General features: G+C 61.3%; 20 protein-coding genes and 1 tRNA gene. 14 read left to right on the forward strand and 7 right to left on the reverse strand.

Annotation, left to right across the window (positions count from 1 at the left end; genetic code table 11):
* Window positions 1–41 precede the first annotated feature (41 nt).
* Together KUD11_RS13075 and KUD11_RS13080 are read left to right on the forward strand one after the other, a co-directional pair.
* Window positions 42–974 carry a methylenetetrahydrofolate reductase gene (locus KUD11_RS13075; RefSeq protein WP_109384276.1) on the forward strand — a complete coding sequence of 311 codons (933 nt, stop codon included), beginning with the start codon at window positions 42–44 and terminating at the stop codon, window positions 972–974.
* A 21-nt stretch (window positions 975–995) separates the two neighbouring features.
* Window positions 996–2054, forward strand: a complete 1059-nt coding sequence (locus KUD11_RS13080) for a methyltetrahydrofolate cobalamin methyltransferase (protein WP_109384275.1) — start codon at window positions 996–998, stop codon at window positions 2052–2054.
* A gap of 211 nt (window positions 2055–2265) precedes the next feature.
* On the opposite strand, the gene KUD11_RS13085 is transcribed toward KUD11_RS13080, so the two are convergent.
* From KUD11_RS13085 to pdxH, 6 genes are all read right to left on the reverse strand, one after another.
* Complete coding sequence (locus tag KUD11_RS13085) at window positions 2266–2772, reverse strand: hypothetical protein (protein WP_109384274.1); 507 nt, start codon at window positions 2770–2772, stop codon at window positions 2266–2268.
* Between the two features lie 117 nt (window positions 2773–2889).
* Window positions 2890–6567, reverse strand: a complete 3678-nt coding sequence (locus KUD11_RS13090) for a vitamin B12-dependent ribonucleotide reductase (RefSeq protein ID WP_109384273.1) — start codon at window positions 6565–6567, stop codon at window positions 2890–2892.
* Window positions 6568–7172: 605 nt separating this feature from the next.
* A tRNA-Pro gene (locus KUD11_RS13095) sits at window positions 7173–7249 on the reverse strand.
* Window positions 7250–7293: 44 nt separating this feature from the next.
* Window positions 7294–7731, reverse strand: coding sequence for a DUF192 domain-containing protein (locus KUD11_RS13100; RefSeq protein WP_109384272.1), 438 nt, complete (start codon window positions 7729–7731; stop codon window positions 7294–7296).
* Window positions 7732–7745: 14 nt separating this feature from the next.
* Window positions 7746–8300 (reverse strand): cold-shock protein, encoded by a 555-nt coding sequence (locus tag KUD11_RS13105; RefSeq protein ID WP_109384271.1) that lies wholly within the window; start codon window positions 8298–8300, stop codon window positions 7746–7748.
* A 127-nt stretch (window positions 8301–8427) separates the two neighbouring features.
* Window positions 8428–9150 carry a pyridoxamine 5'-phosphate oxidase gene (pdxH, locus tag KUD11_RS13110; RefSeq protein ID WP_109384270.1) on the reverse strand — a complete coding sequence of 241 codons (723 nt, stop codon included), beginning with the start codon at window positions 9148–9150 and terminating at the stop codon, window positions 8428–8430.
* Between pdxH and fabI the strand changes: the two genes are divergently transcribed.
* From fabI to KUD11_RS13145, 7 genes are all read left to right on the forward strand, one after another.
* Complete coding sequence (gene fabI, locus KUD11_RS13115; RefSeq protein WP_109384269.1) at window positions 9149–9961, forward strand: enoyl-ACP reductase FabI; 813 nt, start codon at window positions 9149–9151, stop codon at window positions 9959–9961. The two genes, pdxH and fabI, sit on opposite strands and share 2 nt — an antisense overlap.
* A gap of 40 nt (window positions 9962–10001) precedes the next feature.
* Window positions 10002–10499, forward strand: coding sequence for a xanthine phosphoribosyltransferase (gene gpt / locus KUD11_RS13120; protein ID WP_109384268.1), 498 nt, complete (start codon window positions 10002–10004; stop codon window positions 10497–10499).
* 59 nt (window positions 10500–10558) lie between these two features.
* Window positions 10559–11764, forward strand: a complete 1206-nt coding sequence (locus KUD11_RS13125) for an aminotransferase (RefSeq protein ID WP_109384267.1) — start codon at window positions 10559–10561, stop codon at window positions 11762–11764.
* A gap of 60 nt (window positions 11765–11824) precedes the next feature.
* On the forward strand, window positions 11825–13672 hold the full coding sequence (locus KUD11_RS13130) for a SurA N-terminal domain-containing protein (protein ID WP_109384266.1): 1848 nt from the start codon (window positions 11825–11827) through the stop codon (window positions 13670–13672).
* Between the two features lie 27 nt (window positions 13673–13699).
* Complete coding sequence (gene trpE / locus KUD11_RS13135) at window positions 13700–15211, forward strand: anthranilate synthase component I (protein WP_109384265.1); 1512 nt, start codon at window positions 13700–13702, stop codon at window positions 15209–15211.
* Window positions 15212–15301: 90 nt separating this feature from the next.
* Entirely contained in the window at window positions 15302–15901 is a 600-nt protein-coding gene (locus tag KUD11_RS13140; protein WP_109384264.1) for a rhodanese-like domain-containing protein, read from the forward strand.
* Between the two features lie 29 nt (window positions 15902–15930).
* Window positions 15931–16476 carry an rRNA large subunit pseudouridine synthase E gene (locus KUD11_RS13145; RefSeq protein WP_109384263.1) on the forward strand — a complete coding sequence of 182 codons (546 nt, stop codon included), beginning with the start codon at window positions 15931–15933 and terminating at the stop codon, window positions 16474–16476.
* A 245-nt stretch (window positions 16477–16721) separates the two neighbouring features.
* On the opposite strand, the gene KUD11_RS13150 is transcribed toward KUD11_RS13145, so the two are convergent.
* Window positions 16722–18245, reverse strand: a complete 1524-nt coding sequence (locus KUD11_RS13150) for a divergent polysaccharide deacetylase family protein (RefSeq protein ID WP_224380237.1) — start codon at window positions 18243–18245, stop codon at window positions 16722–16724.
* Between the two features lie 138 nt (window positions 18246–18383).
* On the opposite strand from KUD11_RS13150, the gene KUD11_RS13155 reads away from it, so the two are divergent.
* The 5 genes from KUD11_RS13155 to KUD11_RS13175 are packed head-to-tail and all read left to right on the forward strand — an operon-like array spanning window position 18384 to window position 22441.
* Window positions 18384–18965: an anthranilate synthase component II gene (locus tag KUD11_RS13155; RefSeq protein ID WP_109384262.1), complete on the forward strand. Its 582-nt coding sequence runs from the start codon at window positions 18384–18386 to the stop codon at window positions 18963–18965.
* Window positions 18962–19984 (forward strand): anthranilate phosphoribosyltransferase, encoded by a 1023-nt coding sequence (trpD, locus tag KUD11_RS13160; RefSeq protein WP_109384261.1) that lies wholly within the window; start codon window positions 18962–18964, stop codon window positions 19982–19984. Before KUD11_RS13155 ends, trpD begins: the two co-directional genes overlap by 4 nt.
* Complete coding sequence (trpC, locus tag KUD11_RS13165) at window positions 19981–20796, forward strand: indole-3-glycerol phosphate synthase TrpC (RefSeq protein WP_109384260.1); 816 nt, start codon at window positions 19981–19983, stop codon at window positions 20794–20796. The genes trpD and trpC overlap by 4 nt, the downstream gene beginning before the upstream one ends.
* On the forward strand, window positions 20796–21272 hold the full coding sequence (gene moaC, locus KUD11_RS13170; protein ID WP_109384259.1) for a cyclic pyranopterin monophosphate synthase MoaC: 477 nt from the start codon (window positions 20796–20798) through the stop codon (window positions 21270–21272). The genes trpC and moaC overlap by 1 nt, the downstream gene beginning before the upstream one ends.
* Window positions 21269–22441 carry a molybdopterin molybdotransferase MoeA gene (locus tag KUD11_RS13175; RefSeq protein WP_109384258.1) on the forward strand — a complete coding sequence of 391 codons (1173 nt, stop codon included), beginning with the start codon at window positions 21269–21271 and terminating at the stop codon, window positions 22439–22441. The genes moaC and KUD11_RS13175 overlap by 4 nt, the downstream gene beginning before the upstream one ends.
* Window positions 22442–22509 lie beyond the last annotated feature (68 nt).

Genomic DNA, 22509 nt, shown 5'->3' on the forward strand with positions numbered 1-22509 from the left:
CACCCTCTGAACCCCAGTCTAAAACCCTATGGGAGGCCGCTATGGCGCTTTTGAATTTCCGCAAACGTGATGTGGCCGCAGAGGCGGGGCCGGTGAATGGTGCAATCGAGGCGCTGCTCAAGGATTACTCCATCGAGGTGATGCCCCGCACCGCCGAGAAGGTTGAGGATTTCCGCGCCCTGCTGCCCGAAGGCACGCGCGTCTATATCGCCCATATCGAAGGCACACCCATCGACGATATGGTCGCCACCGCCAAGCGCCTGAATGAGGCGGGCTATCCCGTCATGCCGCATTTCCCGGCCCGTATTATCAAGGACCGCGCCACGCTGGTTGATTGGATCGCACGCTATCAAGGGGAGGCGAATGTCGATCAGGCACTTCTGCTCGCGGGCGGTGTGGAAAAGCCGCATGGGGACTATGACAGCTCCATGCAGCTGCTCGAATCCGGTGCGTTTGGCGATGCAGGCTTCAAGCGCCTGCATGTGGCGGGCCACCCCGAGGGCAACCGCGACATTGATCCCGATGGCTCCATGACCAATGTGGACGCGGCGCTGCGCTGGAAACAGGCGTTTTCCGAAACATCCGACGCCGACATGGCGCTGGCCACGCAATTTGCCTTCGATGCAGGCCCCATCATCAAATGGGCAGACGGTCTCAAGGCAAATGGCATCGACCTGCCCATCCATATCGGCATCGCGGGCCCGGCCAAACTGCAAACACTGATCAAATTTGCCATCGCCTGCGGTGTCGGCCCCTCGCTCAAAGTGCTGCAAAAGCGCGCGATGGACGTGACCAAGCTGCTCCTGCCCTATGAGCCGACAGATGTGCTCAGCGAGCTTGCCGCGCACAAGGCGGCGCACCCGGATTTCGGCATCACCCATGTGCATTTCTTCCCCCTCGGTGGCATAAAGGCCAATGCCGAATGGGCCATCAAAAACGGCGGCGCCTCGGGCGTTCCCGCCGACCTTTCCTGACCTCCCCTCAAAGGACCTTCCATGACGCGCACCATCGTCGAGAGCAAAACGAAAACCGCCATCATCGGCTTTGATCAGCCCTTCTGCGTGATCGGCGAGCGGATCAATCCAACGGGGCGCAAAAAGCTCGCGGCCGAGCTTGAAGCCGGGGATTTCTCCACCATTGAATCCGATGCGGTGGCGCAGGTCGCCGCTGGGGCCACGGTGCTCGATATCAATGCGGGCGTGGTCTACAACTCCAACCCCAATCCCAACGAGACAGAGCCGCCCTTGATGACCAAAGTGGTTGAACTGGTTCAGGGTCTCGTTGATGTGCCGCTGTGCATCGACAGCTCGGTGCCTGCGGCCTTGGAGGCGGGGCTCATGGCGTGTGAGGGCCGGCCCCTGTTGAATTCGGTGACGGGCGAGGAAGACCGGCTCGAATTTGTCCTGCCTTTGGTTAAGAAATACAACGTGCCCGTCGTGGCCATCTCCAACGATGACACCGGGATTTCCGAGGACCCCGCTGTCCGCTTTGAGGTTGCCAAGAAAATCGTGCAACGCGCCGCCGATTTCGGCATCCCCGCGCATGATATCGTGGTCGATCCCCTCGTCATGCCCATCGGTGCGATGGGCACGGCGGGTTTGCAGGTCTTCACCCTCGTGCGGCGCTTGCGCGAGGAGCTGGGCGTGAACACCACCTGCGGCGCATCCAATATCAGCTTCGGCCTGCCCAACCGCCACGGCATCAACAACGCGTTTTTGCCCATGGCCATGGGCGCGGGCATGACATCTGCGATCATGAACCCCATCGCCCTGCCCGTGAAACAGGCCGAGATGGAGGCGAAAAAGCTTGAGATCGCCGCCGCTGGCCTCATGATCCCCGACGATATGGATGACGAGACCTTCTGCCAGCTTTTCGGTCTCGGCTCGACAAAGCCAAAGGCGGGCAAAGAGATGGAAGCGATCCTCGCCGCCAATTTCCTGACCAACAATGACCCGCATGGCGGCAACTGGATCGAATTCAACAAGGTCGCCCCCAAAGCCGGGCAAGAAGGCCGGGGCCGCGCCGGCCGCACCGGCGGTCGCCGGCGGCGCTGAACGGCACGCCAGACCGGATCAAGGGCCTCGCTTTCGGCGGGGCCTTTTAATTTTATAGAGGCTTGAGTTTAAATGAAAAGAGGAGGCTACTAACGCCCCCCGATGAAGTTTTGCAGTTAGGCTTACTTTGTGTGAGATCGTCCGATTTTGGAATGCGGCCTGAACGCTGTCCAGAGCGAGCCCATCCGCCCCGTGATCTAAAAATCTTTTCTTAAAGCACGACCCTTACAACCGGTCGTTTTGGCCGCAAAAGTTCGCGTTGAAAGACATCGAGCTGAACAAAGCGCTGTGCTCTCTTTATGTAGTAAACGTCTGAACACGCACGATGCGCCAACTGGAGAGGGTCCCTACTTTTATCTTCAAGAGCAACGCCGCATTGCAAGAAGACAGCTGCAAAATTAGTCTCAAGTTCTTCTAGGGTCGGTGGAATGTTCGACATTCCATTAGGGCCAGAAAAAAGCTGGAAATTCTTAGTTACCGCACTTCTATCATGGTGCCCCAAAGCGACATGACCCATTTCGTGAGCGAGAATAAAGTTTGATAACTTGCAGCCCTCTTTCGCTTTTCTCCAAAGCGTTTCGTCCGCAGTCATTTTCACTTTGTTATCGAAAGCTGCAACACCGGCTTTTCTTTTGTAGGCCTGCGTTTCATCGGAACGGTATGTGTTTACAGACCATTCATCGCTTTCTTCGCACATATACTCCCAAAGTTCTGGCATTCTGAAAAATTGATTGTCGGCGCAAAACTCACGCCGACAATCAATCATTTCTTCGTAAACCTTTACGAGACGAGACGTCGTAAGAGATGAGATTGCTTTCCCCTCATCTCAAACCCCTCAGCTACACCCGCTTGTCGCGCCGCAGGTGTTGCACTTCATGCAGGTGCCGTTGCGGACCAGCGTGTAGTTGCCGCAATCGCCACAGGCTTCGCCCTCATAGCCTTGCATCTTGGCTTTGACGCGGGCGTCCATTTTGACCGCCCCAGTCGCGAGGGTGGTGGTCATCGTGGCTGTCGCCATGTTTCCGGCCACCTCCGGCACCAGTGTCTCCAGCATCGTCACCGGATTTCCGCCACCATCGAAGGAGATGCCGCCCAGCGATTGCCCACCATTCAGCACCACAAGCTCTTGGGGCAGACGTTTGCGCAGGTAGCCTGTGGAGCTGATCTGCTTGAGCACTTCGAGCGATTTCGACGCCGCTGCATCGCTCATCTCGCTGATATTGCTCACGCCATCCTGTTCACCCCGGCCCAGATCGTCAAAGCTGTGGCCTTCGGGCTTTACATGCGCGAGGTCCGTGCGGTCGAGATAGCTGACCGCCAATTCGCGGAAGATGTAATCGAGGATCGAAGTCGCGTTCTTGATCGAATCGTTGCCCTGCACCATGCCCGAGGGCTCAAATTTGGTGAAGGTGAACGCATCCACGAACTCTTCCAGCGGCACGCCATATTGCAGGCCCACGGAAACGGCGATGGCGAAGTTGTTCATCATCGCACGGAAACCGGCGCCCTCTTTGTGCATGTCGATGAAGATTTCTCCCAGCTGCCCGTCGGCATATTCGCCGGTGCGCAGGTAAACCTTGTGCCCGCCGACAATCGCCTTCTGGGTATAGCCCTTGCGCCGCTCCGGCATCTTGTCGCGGTGGGATTTCTGGATTTCCTTGATGATCACCTTCTCGATGACCTTCTCAGCCAGAACCGCCGCCTTCTGCTGTGGGTTCCCGCTCTCCAGAATTTCCGCCGCCTCATCATCATCCTCGACCAGCGCCGCCGCCAGAGGCTGGCTGAGCTTGGAGCCGTCACGGTAGAGCGCGTTGGCCTTCACACCGAGGCTCCAGCTATACTCGTATGCTTTCTGGCAATCCTCAATCGTGGCGTCATTCGCCATGTTGATCGTCTTGGAGATTGCACCCGAGATGAAGCTTTGCGCGGCGGCCATCATGGTGATGTGGCTGTTCACGCCGAGATAGCGCTTGCCCTTCTTGCCGCAGGGGTTGGCGCAATCGAAGACCGAATAATCGCTCTCGCGCAGATGCGGCGCACCTTCCAGCGTCATCGTACCGCAGACATGATCGTTCGCGGCCTCGATATCGGCGCGGGAATAGCCCAGATGCGCCAGAAGATCGAAGGTCGGATCGTTCAGCTTGGCCTCGGGGATGCCGAGCACATTGGTGCAGAACTCCACGCCCAGCGTCCATTGGTTGAACACAAATCGGATATCGAAGGCCGATCCCAGAGCCGCATCCACCTTGGCCAGCTCATTGGGGCCAAACCCATGCCCGATCAGCGAGGTGTGGTTGATCCCCGGCGCATTGCCTATGGTGCCGTGACCCACGGCGTAGCTGATGATCTCTTCGATCTGAGCCGAACCGTAGCCCATCGTCTCAAGCGCTGCTGGCACGGATTGGTTGATGATCTTGAAATACCCGCCCCCGGCCAGCTTTTTGAATTTCACCAAAGCGAAGTCAGGCTCGATACCCGTGGTGTCGCAATCCATAACCAGACCGATGGTGCCCGTGGGCGCGATCACTGTGGATTGTGCGTTGCGGTAGCCATGTTGCTCGCCCAACTTCAGCGCCTCGTCCCAGCTGGATATGGCCAACTCGACCAGACGGCTGTCGGGGCAGTTGGTGAGGTCCAGAGGCACAGGCTTCACGGCCAGCCCCTCATAACCTTCAGTCGCGCCGTAGGCTGCGTTGCGGTGGTTGCGGATAACACGGAGCATGTGCTCACGGTTACGCTCATATCCGGCAAATGGGCCAAGCTCCCCGGCCATTTCAGCCGATGTGGCATAGCTCACGCCCGTCATGATCGCGGTGAGCGAGCCACAAAGCGCGCGGCCTTCGTCCGAATCGTAGCCCAGACCCATATTCATCAGGAGGCCGCCGATATTGGCATAGCCCAGACCCAGCGTACGGAAATCATAGCTGCGCTGCGCGATCTCTTTCGAGGGGAACTGCGCCATCATCACGCTGACTTCCAGCGTCACAGTCCAGAGACGGGCCGCATGCATATAGGCTTCTGCGTCGAACTTGCCGTCCTCATAGAAGGTCAGCAGGTTCATCGATGCGAGGTTACAGGCCGTGTCGTCGAGGAACATATATTCCGAACAGGGGTTCGATCCGCGGATCTCGCCATCTTCGGGGCATGTATGCCATGCGTTGACCGTGTCGTGATACTGAATGCCGGGATCGGCGCAGGCCCAGGCGGCGTGGCCCACATCTTCCCACAGATCGCGGGCTTTGATGGTTTTGGCGACGCTGCCATCGGTGCGGTTGAGAAGCGCCCAGTCGGCATCATTCTCGACGGCCTTGAGGAACGCATCTGTGACGCGGATGGAGTTGTTGGAGTTCTGGCCCGACACGGAGGCATAGGCCTCGGAATCCCAATCCGTGTCATAGGTTGGGAATTCGATCTTGTCATAACCCTGCTTGGCGTAATCCAGCACGCGTTTGACGTATGTCTCCGGGATCGAGCATTTCTTGGCGCCGCGAATCGCGTCCTTGAGCTGCGCGTTCTTCTTGGGATCGACCGAATCCTCGATCGTGCCGTCCCACGCGCCGATTGCCGCAAATATCTCGTTCAGTTTCTGCTCGTGCATCTTGGAGCCTGCGACGATGCTGGCGACCTTCTGCTCTTCCTTTACCTTCCAGTTGATGAACTCCTCGATATCAGGGTGGTCCGCATCGCAGATCACCATCTTGGCCGCGCGGCGCGTGGTGCCGCCCGACTTGATCGCGCCCGCCGCCCGGTCCCCGATTTTGAGGAACCCCATTAGGCCCGAAGATTTGCCGCCACCGGACAAAGGCTCGTTGGCTGCACGCAGGCTGGAGAAGTTGGTCCCTGTGCCAGAGCCATATTTGAACAGACGCGCCTCGCGGACCCAAAGGTCCATGATGCCGCCATCGCCCACCAGATCATCAGCGACCGATTGGATGAAGCAGGCATGGGGTTGCGGATGCTCGTAGGCCGAAGTTGATTTGGTCAGCTCACCGGTTTGGTAGTCCACGTAGAAGTGGCCCTGCCCCGGCCCATCAATGCCATAAGCCCAGTGCAGGCCGGTGTTGAACCATTGCGGGCTGTTGGGCGCCCCCATCTGGCGCGCCAGCATAAAGCGCATCTCGTCGAAATAGGCGCGCGCATCGCTCTCGGCAGTGAAATATCCACCTTTCCAGCCCCAATAAGCCCAGGCGCCCGCGAGACGGTCGAACACTTGCTTGGCGCTGATCTCGCCGCCCTTTTTCACACTGTCGCCATCGGGGACCGACCGCCACAGGAACTCGGGCACGCCTTTTTCTTTGACCTTCTTGAGGCGTGCAGGCACGCCGGCCTTGCGGAAGTATTTCTGCGCGATCACGTCGCTGGCGACTTGGCTCCAGCTGCTGGGAACTTCGACACCCTCAAGCTTGAACACAGTCGTTCCGTCCGGGTTACGGATCTCCGAGCTTGTCGTGACAAATTCGAGCGCCGCATATGCGTCCTGCCCGGCCTTGGTGAATTTGCGTTCAATCTTCATCGTACTGCCCCATCTCTTTTTTCCGTTGTGTACTCTGCGCGACCCTGATTCGGCCCAACGCCTTGTTTTCTGCCCGGCGACAAAAGAAGACCCCCCGCACCCATATTTGCGGGATAAACAAGGCCGGATAGCACTTCCGGATATGTAGATTGGGTCCTGCCCTGTCCGGCTGGGCCACACTATATGTTGTGGCTTACCTACCGGTCCACACAACCTGACGCATTCAGGCATAGGTGGTCAACGCAAAATTTACCGTTTCTTGATCAAAAACTAGTTGACCTATCCGCCTCGGGCTGGGCCACAATCTGCAGTGTGATTCACCCACCGAAACATCCCCAACTTCATCCACCGCACATCGCTGCGCAGCCACCCGTAAAAGCGCTGTCTCTTAGCGGGTTTAGACGTGCACCTTGCCAAAGGGGGTGAAGCGAAGGGGGCGTTTCGGCATGTCGGAACTGTCCACAGGGAAAAAAGATTAACGCGCAAATTTAATATTGCAGCCGCGCAACAGCACTGAACGCGACCGCTCGCGCCACGCCACACGCTGTCAGACGCCACCACACGCCAGAGCGTGTTTGATCACAAATTGTGCGAATGGAAGTATATGGTCGGGGCGATAGGATTCGAACCTACGACCCCCTGTACCCAAAACAGGTGCGCTACCAAGCTGCGCCACGCCCCGAACCATGGCGCGTCTCTACTGCGAATTTTCGGCTTTGAAAACCCCTAACAGGGCCAAGCAGGTGCGCCATTTTCAAAGGCCGGGTGGCGCAGCTCGCTACCGGGCACAATTCCCAGCCGCTCCGACAGGCCGCCATTGATCTCCAGCACCGCCTTGATGTTGGGGCTGTCGCCAAAAATAGGGGTCTCGTCATGGGGGATGGCGTTGGCATGGACCTTGAGAACCGTGCCGGTCGGGTCGATAAAAATCATATCGAGAGGAATCAGCGTGTTTTTCATCCAAAAGCCAACGTGCTTCGGCTCGGGGTATACAAAGAGCATTCCCGCACTTTGCGCCATGCTCTCACGATTCATCAGCCCTTGGGCGCGCTCGTCCGGCTCATCGGCCAGCTCAATGGTAAAGCGTGCCTGCCCCCAATCGCCGCGCAATGTGACTTGATCGTCAGCGCAGGGTCCGGCCACAGCCGCCCCCGCGCTCAGCATCAGAGCTGCTGCAATCAGCCCTCTAACGCGCCCTCGGAGTCCGCATGCGCCGACACTCCAACCGCACTTTCCCATCCACACACCTCCGTGGCCATGCGGCCGCGCTTACCTTCAATCACACGTATGGCCAGCGCCTCGCCCGGTTGCAAGTCTGCAAGGCCCGACCGACGCAGCACTTCTACGTGAACGAACACATCTTCGCTGCGCCCGAAAGTATTGGCAAACCCGAAGCCCTTGCCCTTGTCGAACCATTTGATCCGCGCAGGCTCCAACTTGGCATTGGCGATTAGGGCGGGATCGATATCATCAAGATCCGCCAGCGTGGTGGCAGCAATGCCCTCGGGCGGCGCGATCTCGTGGACGGCGACGGCCTGCACCCCGCGGGTGGTGTCCTGCACGTCAATCTCAATGCCAGCGTCATCAGCGACAGAACTCTGACCGAAATTGCGCAGCACATTGGCGTGCAGCAGGATGTCGGGTCCCCCCTCATCCGCCACAACAAAGCCAAACCCCTTAACCGGGTCGAACCACTTTACGCGGCCTTTAATTTTGCGAATGGATTGCTCCATAGACAGCACCCAATTTTCACGCCGCAAGCTACCCCAAGCGACATGCGGAGTTTGAAGTATTCACTGTTGAGTTGCAAGGCCCGCAGGCCCATATTTTAAGGCCCGTGCATTTCACGTCGCGTGAATTTCACGGGTTTAAGCGTGTAATTCTCCAGTCAGACTGCGTTCCGTCACGCCGCCAGACGAAGCGGTCATGCAGACGAAAATCGCCATCCGCCCAGAACTCAATCTCGCTCGGTGTGATCTTGAAACCACCCCAGAATGGAGGGCGCGGCGGATTAGTGCCAAAACGCGCCGTGACCTTAGCCACCTCAGCCATCAGGGCCGTGCGCCCGCTCAAGGGGCGCGACTGCTCAGACGCCCATGCCCCCAGACGGCTTTTGAGCGAGCGGGAGGCATAATATTCATCCGCCTCCGGCCCCTCAAAGCGCGCAACGGTGCCACGCACGCGAACTTGGCGGCGCAAGCTCTTCCAATGCATGACAAACCCGGCTTTGCCAGTCGCCTGAAGCTCCTGCCCCTTGGCGCTGTCGTAATTGGTGTAGAAAATAAACCCGTCGGCAGCCACTTCCTTCAAAAGGACCATACGCACATTGGGCAGCCCCTCCGCATCGACAGACGCCAGCGCGATCGCGTTGGGATCGTTCACCTCCGTCACCTCCGCCTCAGTCAACCAGCGGCGGGCAATCTCGAATGGGTCGTCGCCGGCAAATTTTCCACTTCGGTCACTCATCTTGCTCTCCTCGTTTGTGCGTGCGCGTGCGAATCGCCGACCATGCGGGCCTTGATGGTCCAAGGGCGTTCCCTTAAGGATCAATCGAGCACCAAGAATGGGTCGAGGACAGCACATGTCAAATCAACTGATGGCCGGTAAGCGCGGCCTTATCATGGGTCTTGCCAATGATAAATCAATCGCATGGGGTATCGCACGGGCCTGCGCGGATGCGGGGGCCGAAATGGCCTTCACCTATATGGGCGATGCGTTCAAGAAACGGGTGGAGCCTCTGGCCGCCCAAATCGGCGTGGAACATCTGTTTGATTGCAACGTGTCGGATCCCGCCTCGATCGACACGGCCTTCGCCGAGGTTGAGCGCGTGTGGGGCAAGATCGATTTTCTCGTCCATGCAATCGGGTTCTCGGACAAGAACGAATTGCGCGGGCGCTATGTGGACACCAGCCGCGACAATTTCCTGATGACGATGGATGTCAGCTGCTACAGCTTTACAGCCGTGGCCCAGCGCGCCGAGAAGCTGATGACGGAGGGCGGCTCGATGCTGACGCTCACCTATTATGGCGCCGAGCAGGTCATGCCACATTACAACGTCATGGGTGTCGCCAAGGCTGCGCTTGAGGCATCGGTGAAATATCTGGCTGAAGATCTGGGCCGCGACGGTATCCGCGTCAACGCGATCTCCGCCGGGCCGATCAAGACGCTGGCCGCCAGCGGCATTGGCGATTTTCGCTATATCCTGAAATGGAACGAGCTGAACTCGCCCCTGCGTCGCAATGTGACCATCGACGATGTGGGCAAATCCGCGCTCTATCTGCTCAGCGATCTCGGCTCGGGCGTGACGGGCGAGAATCTGCATGTGGACGCAGGCTATCACATCGTTGGGATGAAGGCCGTGGACGCGCCTGATATCGACGCCGCAAAGGGCTAAGGCCCCCGGATCAAAAGTCAGACCCAGAAAAGGCCGCGCCATGACCGACCCCCTGCCACATGAAAAAGGCTTCCATGTCAGTTGGGATCAGCTCCACCGCGATTCGCGTAACCTTGCGCTGCGCCTTGATGCGATTGCGCCCGAGGGCGGCTGGCGCGCCGTGGTCGCTATTACGCGCGGTGGCATGGCGCCTGCGATGATCGTCGCACGCGAATTGGATATTCGCACCGTCGATACGATCAGCGTCAAGAGCTATGACCACCAGACCCAATCCCAGGCGCAGGTCGTCAAATCCCCCGATATGGACCTGATCGGCGATGGGACGGGTATCCTCGTTGTCGATGACCTGGTGGATACGGGCCGGACGCTCAAAGTGGTGCGCGCGCTCATGCCGAAGGCGCATATCGCGACCGTCTATGGCAAGCCGATGGGCCTCAGCCTTGTGGACACGTTTGTGGGTGAGGTGGCACAAGACAGCTGGATCTACTTCCCGTGGGACATGGCGCTGCTTTATGTGGCACCCTACCGGGGCGACTGATGCGCCACTTATTTATAAGAGACTGACGTAAAACCGATCCGCGTTTGAGGGCATTGCACATGAATTTCACCGGCCGCACCGCCGCCACGTTCTTCCCGCCCGTCATGGAGGCGCGCCGCTGGCTCGATGGCGTGACGCAGCCGCCGGGCCGTCCGCTGATCAATGTGAGCCAAGCCGCCCCCGTGGACCCGCCACCCGAGGCGCTGCGCCGGGTCATCGCCGAGGCGGCGATGAACACGCCTGAAGCGCATCTTTACGGGGCTGTTCTGGGGATGGAAGGTTTGCGAGCCGAGGTGGCCACGCAATGGAACGCAGGTTATGGCGCGTCGCTTGGACCTGCCAATGTGGGCATCACATCGGGCTGCAATCAGGCGTTTTGCGCCATGCTGAGTACGCTTTGCGCCGAGGGCGACGAGGTGATCCTGCCAACCCCTTGGTATTTCAATCACAAGATGTGGCTGGATATGACGGGGGTGCGCACCGTGCCGCTGCCCACCGGCGCAACCCTGCTGCCGGACCCCGAGGCCGCCGCCGCCCTCATCACGCCGCGCACGCGCGCGATCGTACTGGTCACGCCCAACAATCCGGGTGGAGTGGAGTATCCCGCGACCCTCGTGCGCGCGCTTTACGAGGTGGCCAAGGCCCACGGGATTGCCCTGATCATCGACGAGACATATCGCGATTTCGACGCGCGCTCAGGCGCGCCGCATGATCTCATGCAGGATGCCGATTGGGGCGAGACCCTGATCCAGCTTTACTCCTTCTCCAAGGCTTACCGGCTGACCGGGCACCGCGTGGGGGCTATGGTCGCCTCTGAGGCACGCATGGCCGAGGCTGAAAAATTCCTCGATGCGGTGGCCATTTGCCCCAACCAACTGGGCCAGATCGCCGCCCTTTGGGGGATGCGCAACCTTGGGGAGTGGCTGGCCGGGGAGCGGGCCGAGATCCTCGACCGCCGCGCGGCGATTGAAGAGGCGATGCCACGCCTGAGTGCAAAAGGCTGGCGGCTTTTGGGGTGTGGCGCGTATTTCGCCTATATGGAGCATCCGTTCGATATGCAATCGGACGAGTTGGCCAAACGGCTGGTGGCAGAGGCAGGCGTGCTTCTCTTGCCCGGAACGATGTTCACCCCCGAGGGTGACGCCGCGGGCAAACGCCAGCTTCGCGTGGCCTTCGCAAATGTGGACCGCGCCAGGATCGACACGCTTTTTACCCGGCTGGAGGGGCTGGGCTGGCCCCTTGCCCCGGGCTATACCAGCACGTAAGTAACACGGCATAGGCGGTAGAATTCGCCAAAAGATCACGGCAACAGGGGGCCGCGCGTCATGAAGGGCAAAAGCAGTATTTCGAAATCTGCCATGTGGGTCTTGATGGGTCTCTTGATCCTCGGACTCGGCGGCTTTGGCGTGACCAATCTGGGCGGCAATATCACGCGCGTAGGCTCGGTCGGGGAGGCCGAGATCAGCGTCACGGACTATGCGCAGGCGCTGCGCTCCGAGATCAACGCGGCACAATCTGAGGCTGGCCGCGCCATTTCCTTCCCCGAGGTACAGGCGGCGGGCCTTGATGATCAGATCCTCGCCCGGTTGGTGGCTGAGGCCGCTCTGGACGATGAGACACGCAAGATGGGCATTTCCGTCGGCGATGAGATTTTGCGCGAGCAAATCCTCGTGATCCCTGCGTTTCGCGGCATGGACGGCACATTCAACCGCGAGGCGTATCGCTTTGCGCTGGATCAGGCCGGGCTGAACGAGGCGCAGTTCGAGCAAAACATCCGCGACGAGACCGCCCGCACGATTGTGCAGGGTGCCGTCATTTCGGGCGTGAGCGCGCCCGACGCCTATACAGACACGCTTCTGAGCTACATCGCGGAAGAGCGCGACATCACGTTTACCACCCTTGACCGTGGCGATCTGGTTACCGGCCTGCCGACGCCAACCGAGGCCGATCTGCGTGCTTATCACCAATCCAACCTGCCCGATTTCACCATGCCAGAGGTGAAGCAAATCACTTATGCATGGCTCACGCCCGAGATGATCATCGACGATGTAGAGGTCGATGAGGCCAGTCTGCGTGAGGCTTATGAGGACCGCCTGCTGGAGTTTCAGCAGCCCGAGCGGCGTCTGATCGAGCGTCTGGTCTACCCTGATACCGCCGCCGCAGAGGCCGCTCTTGCATCGCTTGAGACGGGACGCAGCTTCGAGGATCTGGTGACGGAGCGTGGTCTAACCCTCACGGATGTGGATCTGGGTGATGTGGCTCTGGACGAGCTTGGCAATGCAGGCTTGCCGGTTTTCGCCGCCGAGACGGGCGATATCGTCGGTCCCGCCGAGACATCGCTTGGCCCAGCACTTTTCCGCGTCAATGCCGTGCTTCAGGCGCAAAACACCAGCTTTGAAGAGGCCGAGCCCCTTTTGCGCGCAGAGCTTGCGAGCGACCGTGCGTCGCGCGTGATCCTTGGCGCGGTGGACGGTGTGGACGATCTTCTGGCCGGGGGTGCGACGCTTGAGGAAGTGGGTGACGAGACCGAAATGCGCACCGGCACGATTGAATGGCACCCCGGCGTCACAGCCAATATCGCAGGGTATGAGGGCTTTCGCGCCGCAGCAGCCGAGGCGCAGCTGGGCGATTTCCCCGAAATCGGCTCGCTGGAGGATGGTGGGATTTTTGCCCTGCGCCTCGATGCTCTGGTCGATCCTGCGGTGCAGCCTTTCGAGGATGTGCGCGACGCGGTTCAGCAAGGCTGGACCCAAGAGGCGATCACAGAGGCACTGCGTGCCGAATCTGAAGCGACCGTCGCGGCCCTTGAGGGTGGTGCCAGCTTTGAGGATCAGGGCCTTGAGCCCCAAGTGACCGAGGCGCTCACCCGACGCGGCTTCCAGCCCGGCACGCCGGTTCTATTCATCGAGACGGTGTTTGGCCTTGAGCCGGGCGGCGTGGCCCTTTTGGAGGGCGAAGGCACCGGACGTCTCTTCATCCTGCGGCTTGATGCCGTGCGCCCCCCTTCTCAGGACAATGCCGATCTGGTGCAGATCCGCGACGCGCTGACAAATGCCGCCGCCGCCGATCTGAGCCAGGATCTCTATCAGGCGCTCGCCAATGATATCCGCGCCCGTGCGGGCATCGAGATTGATCAACAAGCACTCAACGCGGTGCATGCAAATTTCCGCTAAGCCCCGGCCGAGAAAGAGACCGCCCCCGTGGACCTGACCCCCTCATTTGATGCGTTCGCCGCCGGGTTCAACGCCGGACAGGCGCAGGTGGTTTATACCCGCCTCGCCGCCGATCTCGACACGCCCGTCTCGTTGATGCTGAAGCTGACCAGCGCCGCCCCCGATGCCTTCGTGCTGGAATCGGTCACGGGCGGCGAGGTGCGGGGGCGCTATTCCATCATCGGGATGAAACCCGATCTGATTTGGCAGTGCCACGGCGCGCAAAGCCGCATCAACCGTGAGGCGCGCTATGACAGCGCGGCTTACCAAGACCAGACCGGCGCGCCGCTCGATAATCTGCGCGCCCTCATCGCTGAAAGCCGGATTGACCTGCCCGAGGACCTGCCCGCCGCATCTGCCGGGCTGTTTGGCTATCTCGGCTATGACATGATCCGTCTGGTGGAGCATCTGCCGGATGTGAACCCCGATCCGCTCGGCCTGCCCGACGCGGTGATGCTGCGACCCTCAGTGGTGGCGGTTCTCGACGGGGTAAAGGGCGAGGTGATCGTCGTGGCCCCGGCATGGACGGATACCGGTCTCACGGCCAAGGCCGCCTATGCGCAAGCCGCCGAGCGTGTGATGGACGCCGTGCGCGATCTGGAGCGCGCCCTGCCCCAAGCCAGCCGCACCATGGGCGAGGCGCATGAGGACGCAGCCCCCGTCTCGAACTTCACCAAGGATGCCTACAAAGCCGCCGTGGAGCGCGCCAAGGACTATATCCGCGCGGGCGATATCTTTCAGGTCGTCCCGTCCCAGCGCTGGACCCAGCCGTTTCGGCAGCCGCCCTTCTCGCTCTACCGCAGCTTGCGCCGCACCAACCCCTCGCCCTTCATGTTCTATTTCAACTTCGGCGGGTTTCAGGTGATCGGGGCCAGCCCCGAAATCCTCGTGCGCGTCTTTGGGGATGAGGTCACGATCCGCCCCATCGCGGGCACACGGCCCCGTGGCGCCACCCCCGAGGAGGACCGCGCCCATGAGGCCGATCTTCTGGCCGATCAAAAGGAGCTGGCCGAGCATCTCATGCTTCTGGATCTTGGCCGCAACGACACGGGCCGCGTGAGCAAGATCGGCACCGTGCGCCCGACCGAGGAATTCATCATCGAGCGCTATAGCCACGTCATGCATATCGTCTCGAACGTGGTGGGCGAATTGGCCGAGGATCAGGACGCGCTCTCGGCCCTTCTGGCGGGTCTGCCTGCGGGCACGGTCTCGGGCGCGCCCAAAGTGCGCGCGATGGAGATCATCGACGAGCTTGAGCCGGAAAAGCGCGGCGTCTATGGCGGCGGCGTGGGCTATTTCAGCGCGGGCGGCGACATGGATGTCTGCATCGCCCTGCGCACCGCCGTGGTGAAGGACGAAAACCTTTATATTCAGGCAGGCGGCGGCGTTGTCTATGACAGCGACCCCGAGGCGGAGTATATGGAGACGGTGCATAAGTCGAACGCCATCCGCCGGGCCGCTGCCGATGCGGCGCGCTTTGGCGGCGATGGGAATGGGTAAGCCCCATTTGTGCTAAATCAAAGCGCGTAAGAGGACTCACCTTTAGACAGGCAGTGTCGATTTCACGACCTGTTCTGGAGGGAGACCCAAATGACCAAATTCACCAGATTGATCGCAGCACCTGCTCTGGCCCTTGCGCTTGGGCTGCCCACCTTCGGCATGGCGGGCACATCTATTGAAACCACCGTCCAAAGCAGTGCCGTGAGCGCTGCCAAACAGACGGAACCCGCGCTTTACGTAACGGCCCAAGAGGCGGCGCAGGTTCTGGCCACACGCGAGGATGTGCTCCTGATCGACGTGCGCACACCGGAAGAAACAATGCTAATCGGCTATCCCGAGGCGGCGGATGTGAACATTCCCTTCGCGCTTTTGGACCCCGCTCATGCCTATGACGAAAAGAAGGCCGGCTATAAGATGAGCGCGAACCCCCTTTTTGTCGATGCGGTCAAAACCTATCTGGGTGATCGTATACCTGGGGCCATTCTGGTCATGTGCCGCTCCGGCGCACGCAGCGCCAAGGCGGTCAATGCGCTGACCCAGGCTGGTATCGAGGTGCCGCTCTATTCGGTGATCGACGGGTTTGAGGGTGACAAAGACGACGTTGGCAAGCGCACGGTGAACGGGTGGAAAAACACCAATGCGGCGTGGGGCACAAAGATCAGGCAAGGTTACCTGCAAGGGGTGGACTAAACACCCCGCGCCGTTGCATCACGGGAGCCATGTCCCGGCTGCTCCTTTTCAACAAACCCTACGGCGTGCTGTCGCAATTCACCGATAAGGGAACGGCGGGCAGTCCGCGCGCCACCCTCTCGGATTTCATCGACATCCCCAGCGTATACCCCGCCGGGCGGCTGGACCGGGACAGTGAGGGGCTCATGCTTCTCACGGATGATGGTAAGCTTCAGGCCCGCATTGCCGACCCGAAGTTCAAGGCGCCCAAGACCTATCTGGTGCAGGTCGAGGGCCTGCCCGATGCGGCGGCGCTTGAGGCTCTGGCAAACGGTGTGACCCTCAAGGATGGCCCCACGCGACCTGCTCAGGTCCGCCGGATTGATCCGCCCGACCTCTGGCCCCGCGATCCGCCCGTGCGCTATCGCAAAACCGTGCCAGATAGCTGGATTGAGGTGACACTCACCGAGGGGCGCAACCGGCAGGTCCGGCGCATGACGGCCCATGTGGGACATCCCACGCTGCGCCTTGTGCGCTGGCGCATCGGGGACTGGTCGCTGGAGGGCATCGCGCCGGGCATATGGCGCGAGGCGTAAGCCCGCTTCAATACGTGCCTGCGGACACTTTCCTCAGCGTTTCCAAAATCTTGTCCGTATTATCCACGGTAAGTAGACCCCGTCCCAGCCGCTGGAAAGCTGGACGGAGGTTTCAGCCATGGCCGTCCCAGAACTCATCACCTGCGCCAAGAGCCGCCGCTCCAACTCTTGATGGTATTTTCTGCCATCATCTAAGGGCTTGTGCTCCGCTCAATGCGCGGCGCCTCTTACGGGCCCTATCGGATTTACTCCGCCCCTGCGGTCAAAACCGCCGAGATCGGCGCGAGCGCCACGCTGCTGGCGCGGTCCTGTAGGCCCCAGAGCAGAAGCGCGCTGATCGTGTCGGCCCGCAAACGGCCGAGCATGATCACGCCACCTTCATCGCGACTGGCCTTGAACGCCGCCTGATCCAGAAAACGTCGAATGACCTTTGCGTCCTGCCCATTGGCGTCGAAATCACGGAACACGGCCCCCACCGGCACCCCCTCGCGCGAAATCAGCTTTTGCGCGGTATCAAGCCCGTTCGAAAAAAGCACCAACCCATGCCCGCTTGCGTTCAGGATTGAGGCCAGTTGCTCGCTCACGTCCCGGCCCGCTTGCAGGCCCGTGGTCGTACCTTCCAAAACCGCCACCGCCTCGGGCACGGCGGTGAGGACGGTCTGCATGGTAACTTCCGTATCCACCGCCTGCGCACCTTGGGGCAGATCGGCCAGCGCCATGACCTCGAACCCCTTGTCGCGGTAGCTCTGCATCGCCTCGCGCGCGCCGGGGGCCGCGGCATCCACCGCAAAGGTCAGCGGGTACGGAAAGCTCGCCAGCGCATCGACGCCAATGGGGGACGTGCCGTCATCAATCAAGACGATCCCCATAAGAGGCTTGCCCTCGGGGTTGTCGAACGGGGCGGCAAATGCCTCAATCGCGGGGCGTGGTGCGGCGTCGGCTGTGTCGCTTTGCGCAGCAGGCTCGGCCTCCGGCTCCGGGTCACCCACGGCAGGCAGGCGTCCAGTCTGCACATCCTCGGCAAGATTGCCGATGGTGCTGGCATTCTCTTGCCGTGCGGGCTCTTGCTCGGGCGTCTCCAGTGCCTCGGGGATCAGCACCGCGATCTCCTCTTCGGCGCTCTCGGCCTCTGGGGTCACGATCTCTGCGGTCTCGGTCTCTTCTGTGGTCTCGGCCTCTGCGCCCTCAGCCTCTATGCCCTCAGCCTCTGGAGGCTTCGCGTTCTCCATAATCTCACTCTCGGCAATCTCAGCCTCCGCAGGCGCGACCGCCTCAGGCACCTCTTCAACAGTGGGAAACACCTCCGCCTCTGCCTGAGGCAAAGCGGGCTGCGTAGGCTCTGCCGAGATCGACAGATTCTCCTCCGTACCCTGCTCGGCCATCTCTGGCGCGGCGAGCGCCGGGCTTTCCTCCTGCAACACGATGCCGGAATCCAAAGCCGCGTCCGGCGCGCTCAGATCGGCCTGCGTATCGCCCACGTCGGGCTGTGCGGTGGGCGCGGTCCCGCCCGCATCCAGCACCAATGCGTCAGGTTCAGGCGCCGTCACCGGGGCCGCCTGCCCTATCTCGGTGGGGTCGCTCTGCAAATCCGGCAGCTCTGCGGGCGTGTCGTCGCGGCCTTGCGCAAACCCGCTGCCCGCAGGTACCTTCGGTAGCGCCGATGCGGGCGTGCCCCGGTCGGGTGGCGGTGCCATCACCGAGACCACCCCCAACGCCACACTCGACACAACCGTGCCCGCCAACAGACCTGCAATAAAACTGCGTGTCACGCGCCTCGCCCCTTCTTCTCTCAGGCCCTGACGGCCCCTTTTTCCACCCCTGCGCCCTTGACGGTCCGGCGCAAGCCTGAGCAAGTATACCGCGACCGGGCCCTGTGCCTCCAGCCCCCAATCAATGTGAATGGCAAGATGCTGCTTTTGATCGATAACTATGACAGTTTTACCTACAATCTCGTGCATTACGTGGGCGAGCTTGGGGCCGATGTGGTTGTACGGCGCAATGATGCGCTGAGCGTGGAGGAAGCGATGGCGATGAAGCCTGCTGGAATCCTGCTATCGCCGGGGCCGTGCGATCCTGATCAGGCGGGAATTTGCCTTGGTCTCACGGCGGCGGCGGCGGAGGCGCAAGTGCCGCTTTTGGGTGTTTGCCTGGGCCATCAGACCATTGGGCAGGCCTTTGGCGGCACCGTGATGCGCCATTCCGAGATCGTGCATGGCAAAATGGGCCAGATGCATCACGGGGGCAAAGGCGTTTTTGCCGGGCTGCCCTCACCCTTTGAGGCGACGCGCTATCATAGTCTCGTGGTGGAGCGCGAAACGCTGCCCGATGTGCTTGAGGTCACGGCGGAGCTTCAGGACGGCACGATCATGGGCCTCCAACACCGCAGCCTGCCCATCCACGGGGTGCAGTTTCACCCCGAATCGATTGCATCCCAGCATGGCCACGCGCTGTTGAAGAACTTCCTTGATGTGATGGCTGTGCCAGCATGAGTGACCGCCTCAAACCTTTGATCGACGCGGCAGCGGACCGCGCCCTGAGCCGGTCCGAGGCGGAGCAAGCGTTTGGCATCCTTTTCGATGGTGAGGCCACGCCGAGCCAGATCGGCGGCTTCCTCATGGCCCTGCGCACCCGTGGCGAGACGGTGGATGAATACGCCGCCGCCGCCGCCGTGATGCGCGCCAAATGCCTCGCCGTGCGCGCGCCCGAGGGGGCAATGGACATCGTCGGCACCGGGGGCGACGGCAAAGGCACGTTGAACATATCAACCGCCACCGCCTTCGTTGTGGCGGGCGCGGGCGTGCCGGTTGCCAAACATGGCAACCGCAACCTAAGCTCCAAATCCGGCGCGGCGGATGCGCTGACCCAGATGGGTATCAACGTGATGATTGGCCCAGATCTGGTTGAAAAGGCGCTGCAATCCGTTGGTATCGCCTTCATGATGGCTCCCATGCATCACCCGGCCATGGCCCATGTCGGCCCTGTGCGCGCCGAGCTTGGGACGCGCACAATCTTCAATATTCTCGGGCCATTGACCAACCCCGCAGGCGTGAAACGCCAACTCACTGGCGCGTTTTCGCGCGATATGATCCGACCCATGGCCGAGACGCTGGGCCGTTTGGGGTCCGAGCGCGCGTGGCTCGTGCATGGCAGCGACGGCACGGATGAGCTGACCATAACCGGCGTAAGCTGGGTCGCGGCGCTGAACACAGACGGCAGCGTGACCGACCATGAGTTGCATCCCGAGGAGGCCGGTTTGCCAGTTCATGCCTTCGAGGATATCCTCGGCGGCTCCCCCGCCCATAACGCGGCGGCGTTTCGCGCCCTTTTGGATGGCGCGCCGGGGGCGTACCGCGATGCGGTGCTGCTCAACGCGGCGGCTGCATTGGTGGTCGCCGAGGCCGCACCTGACCTTAAAACCGGGGCTGACATGGCCCGCACCAGCATCGACAGCGGTGCCGCGCGCGCCAAGATTGACCAGCTGGCCCAAATTACATCGGAGGCGACATGAGCACACCGACTATTCTTGACAAGATCAAAGCCTATAAGCTGGACGAGATCGCCACAGACAAGGCCGAGGTATCTACCGAGGAAATGGAGGCGCGCGCCGCAGACGCACCGCCCGTGCGTCCCTTCAAGGACGCGCTTCTGACAGCGTCCAAGCAAGGCTATGGCCTGATCGCGGAGATCAAAAAGGCTAGCCCCTCCAAGGGGCTGATCCGCGAGGATTTTGACCCCGCCACACTCGCCGCCGCATATGCAGAAGGGGGCGCTGCCTGCCTCAGCGTGCTGACCGATACGCCCAGTTTTCAGGGCGCGAAAGAATTCTTGACCCAAGCGCGCGCGGCCTGCAACCTGCCCGTGCTGCGTAAGGATTTCATGTATGACCCGTATCAGGTGGCCGAGGCGCGCAGCCTTGGGGCTGATTGTATCCTGATCATCATGGCCAGCGTGTCTGACGCGCAGGCGCTTGAGCTTGAGGACGCAGCGGCCGCATGGGGCATGGACGCTCTGATCGAGGTGCATAACAGCGAAGAGCTGGAGCGCACGGCCCATCTAAAATCCCCGATGATCGGGATAAATAACCGCAATCTCAATACGTTCGAAGTCACTCTTGACACGACACGGACGCTGGCGCGCATGGTCCCGCCAGAGCGGATCATCATCAGCGAAAGCGGGCTTGAGCGGCGCGAGGACCTGGCCGATATCGCCCGTTATGGCGCACGGTGCTTTCTGATCGGCGAGACATTGATGCGCGCCGAGGACGTGACCTTGGCCACGCGGATGCTTTTGTCTGACCCGCTGACATCAGGCGGTATGTGATGAGCGGTCTCACACATTTCGACGGTAAGGGCGACGCTCATATGGTCGACGTGTCCGACAAGCCCGTGACAGACCGGGTGGCTGCGGCGGCATGCCACATCAAGATGGCCCCGGAAACCTTTGATATTATTTCAGAAGGCCGCGCCAAAAAGGGCGATGTGTTGAGCGTTGCGCGCCTCGCCGGGATCATGGGTGCCAAGCGCACTGCGGATCTTATCCCGCTCTGCCATCCACTGCCCATCGCCAAGGTTGCGGTGGAGCTGACCCTCGATCCCGATCTGCCCGGCGTGCAGATCGCGGCCACGGTCAAGACCACGGGGCAGACCGGCGTTGAGATGGAAGCGCTCACCGCTGCCTCCATCGCCGCGCTCACCGTCTATGACATGGCCAAGGCCGTGGACCGCGCCATGGAGATAGGCGGCTTGCGCGTGATCCTGAAAGAGGGCGGAAAATCAGGGCGGTATAGCGCGGAATGATCTCCGTCGAGACCGCCCTTGCACATCTTTTTGAGTTGGTCGCCCCGCTGCCCTCTGAGACAGTCCCGCTGACCGAGGCGGATGGGCGCGTGCTTGCCGCTTCGGTGACAGCGGGGCGGGATCAGCCGCCTTTCGCGGCCTCGGCCATGGACGGGTATGCGGTCCGGGGCGCGCATGCCCAGCCGGGTGCCAAATTCACCGTGATTGGCGAGGCGGCGGCGGGCCACCGGTTCCAAGGCGCACCCGGCGCATCAGAGGCGGTGCGCATCTTTACGGGCGCGCCCCTGCCCGAGGGCTGCGACCGCGTTATCATTCAGGAGGATGTCAGCCGCAAAGGCGATGTGATCACGCTGAACGCGCCCCTCGATGCAGGGCCTTATGTGCGCCCCTCGGGCGGTGATTTCACCCAAGGCACCGTCTTTCCCGCGCCCCGCCGTCTGGGGCCGCATGACATTGCCCTTCTTGCGGCGATGAATGCAGGCACGGTTGAGGTCACACGCCGCCCGAGCGTGGCCATCCTCGCCACCGGGGACGAACTTGTGATGCCCGGCGAGACGCCCGGCCCCGATCAGATCATCGCGTCCAATTCGCTTGGCCTTGCCGCCATGGTGCGCGCCGAGGGGGGCGAGGCGCGGCTTTTGCCGATTGCGCGCGATACCGAAAGCTCCCTGCGGGCGGCACTCGATCTGGCGCAGAGCGCGGACCTCATCGTCACCATTGGCGGCGCGTCGGTCGGCGATCATGATCTGGTGGGCAAGGTGGCAGGCGATATGGGGCTCAATCGCGCGTTCTATAAGGTGGCGATGCGCCCCGGAAAGCCCCTCATGGCGGGTCGGATCGGCGGCGCGGGTCTTCTTGGCCTGCCCGGCAACCCGGTGTCGGCCATGGTTTGCGGGCATGTGTTCCTGCGCCCGATGCTGTGCGCCATGCTCGGCTTGGGGGCTGCACCCGCCCCGAGGCTCAGCGCACCCCTGGCCTGTGATCTACCGCAAAACGGGCCGCGCGAGCATTATATGCGCGCGGTGCTGAGCGGCGGCACGATCCGCCCCGCACCGCGTCAGGACAGTGCCCTTCTGAGCGTTCTGGCCGAGGCCAATTGCCTGATGATCCGCCCTGCCGGGGAAAGCCCGAAAGCTGCGGGCGCGCAGATGGACTACATCCTGCTTTAATCCGCGCGCCAAAAGGCGTTGACACAAAACAAGAACATCACTAGAACAAACCCTAACCACAATCATGG

The sequence above is a fragment of the Roseovarius carneus genome (genome assembly GCF_020141465.1).
GTDB lineage: Bacteria > Pseudomonadota > Alphaproteobacteria > Rhodobacterales > Rhodobacteraceae > Roseovarius > Roseovarius carneus.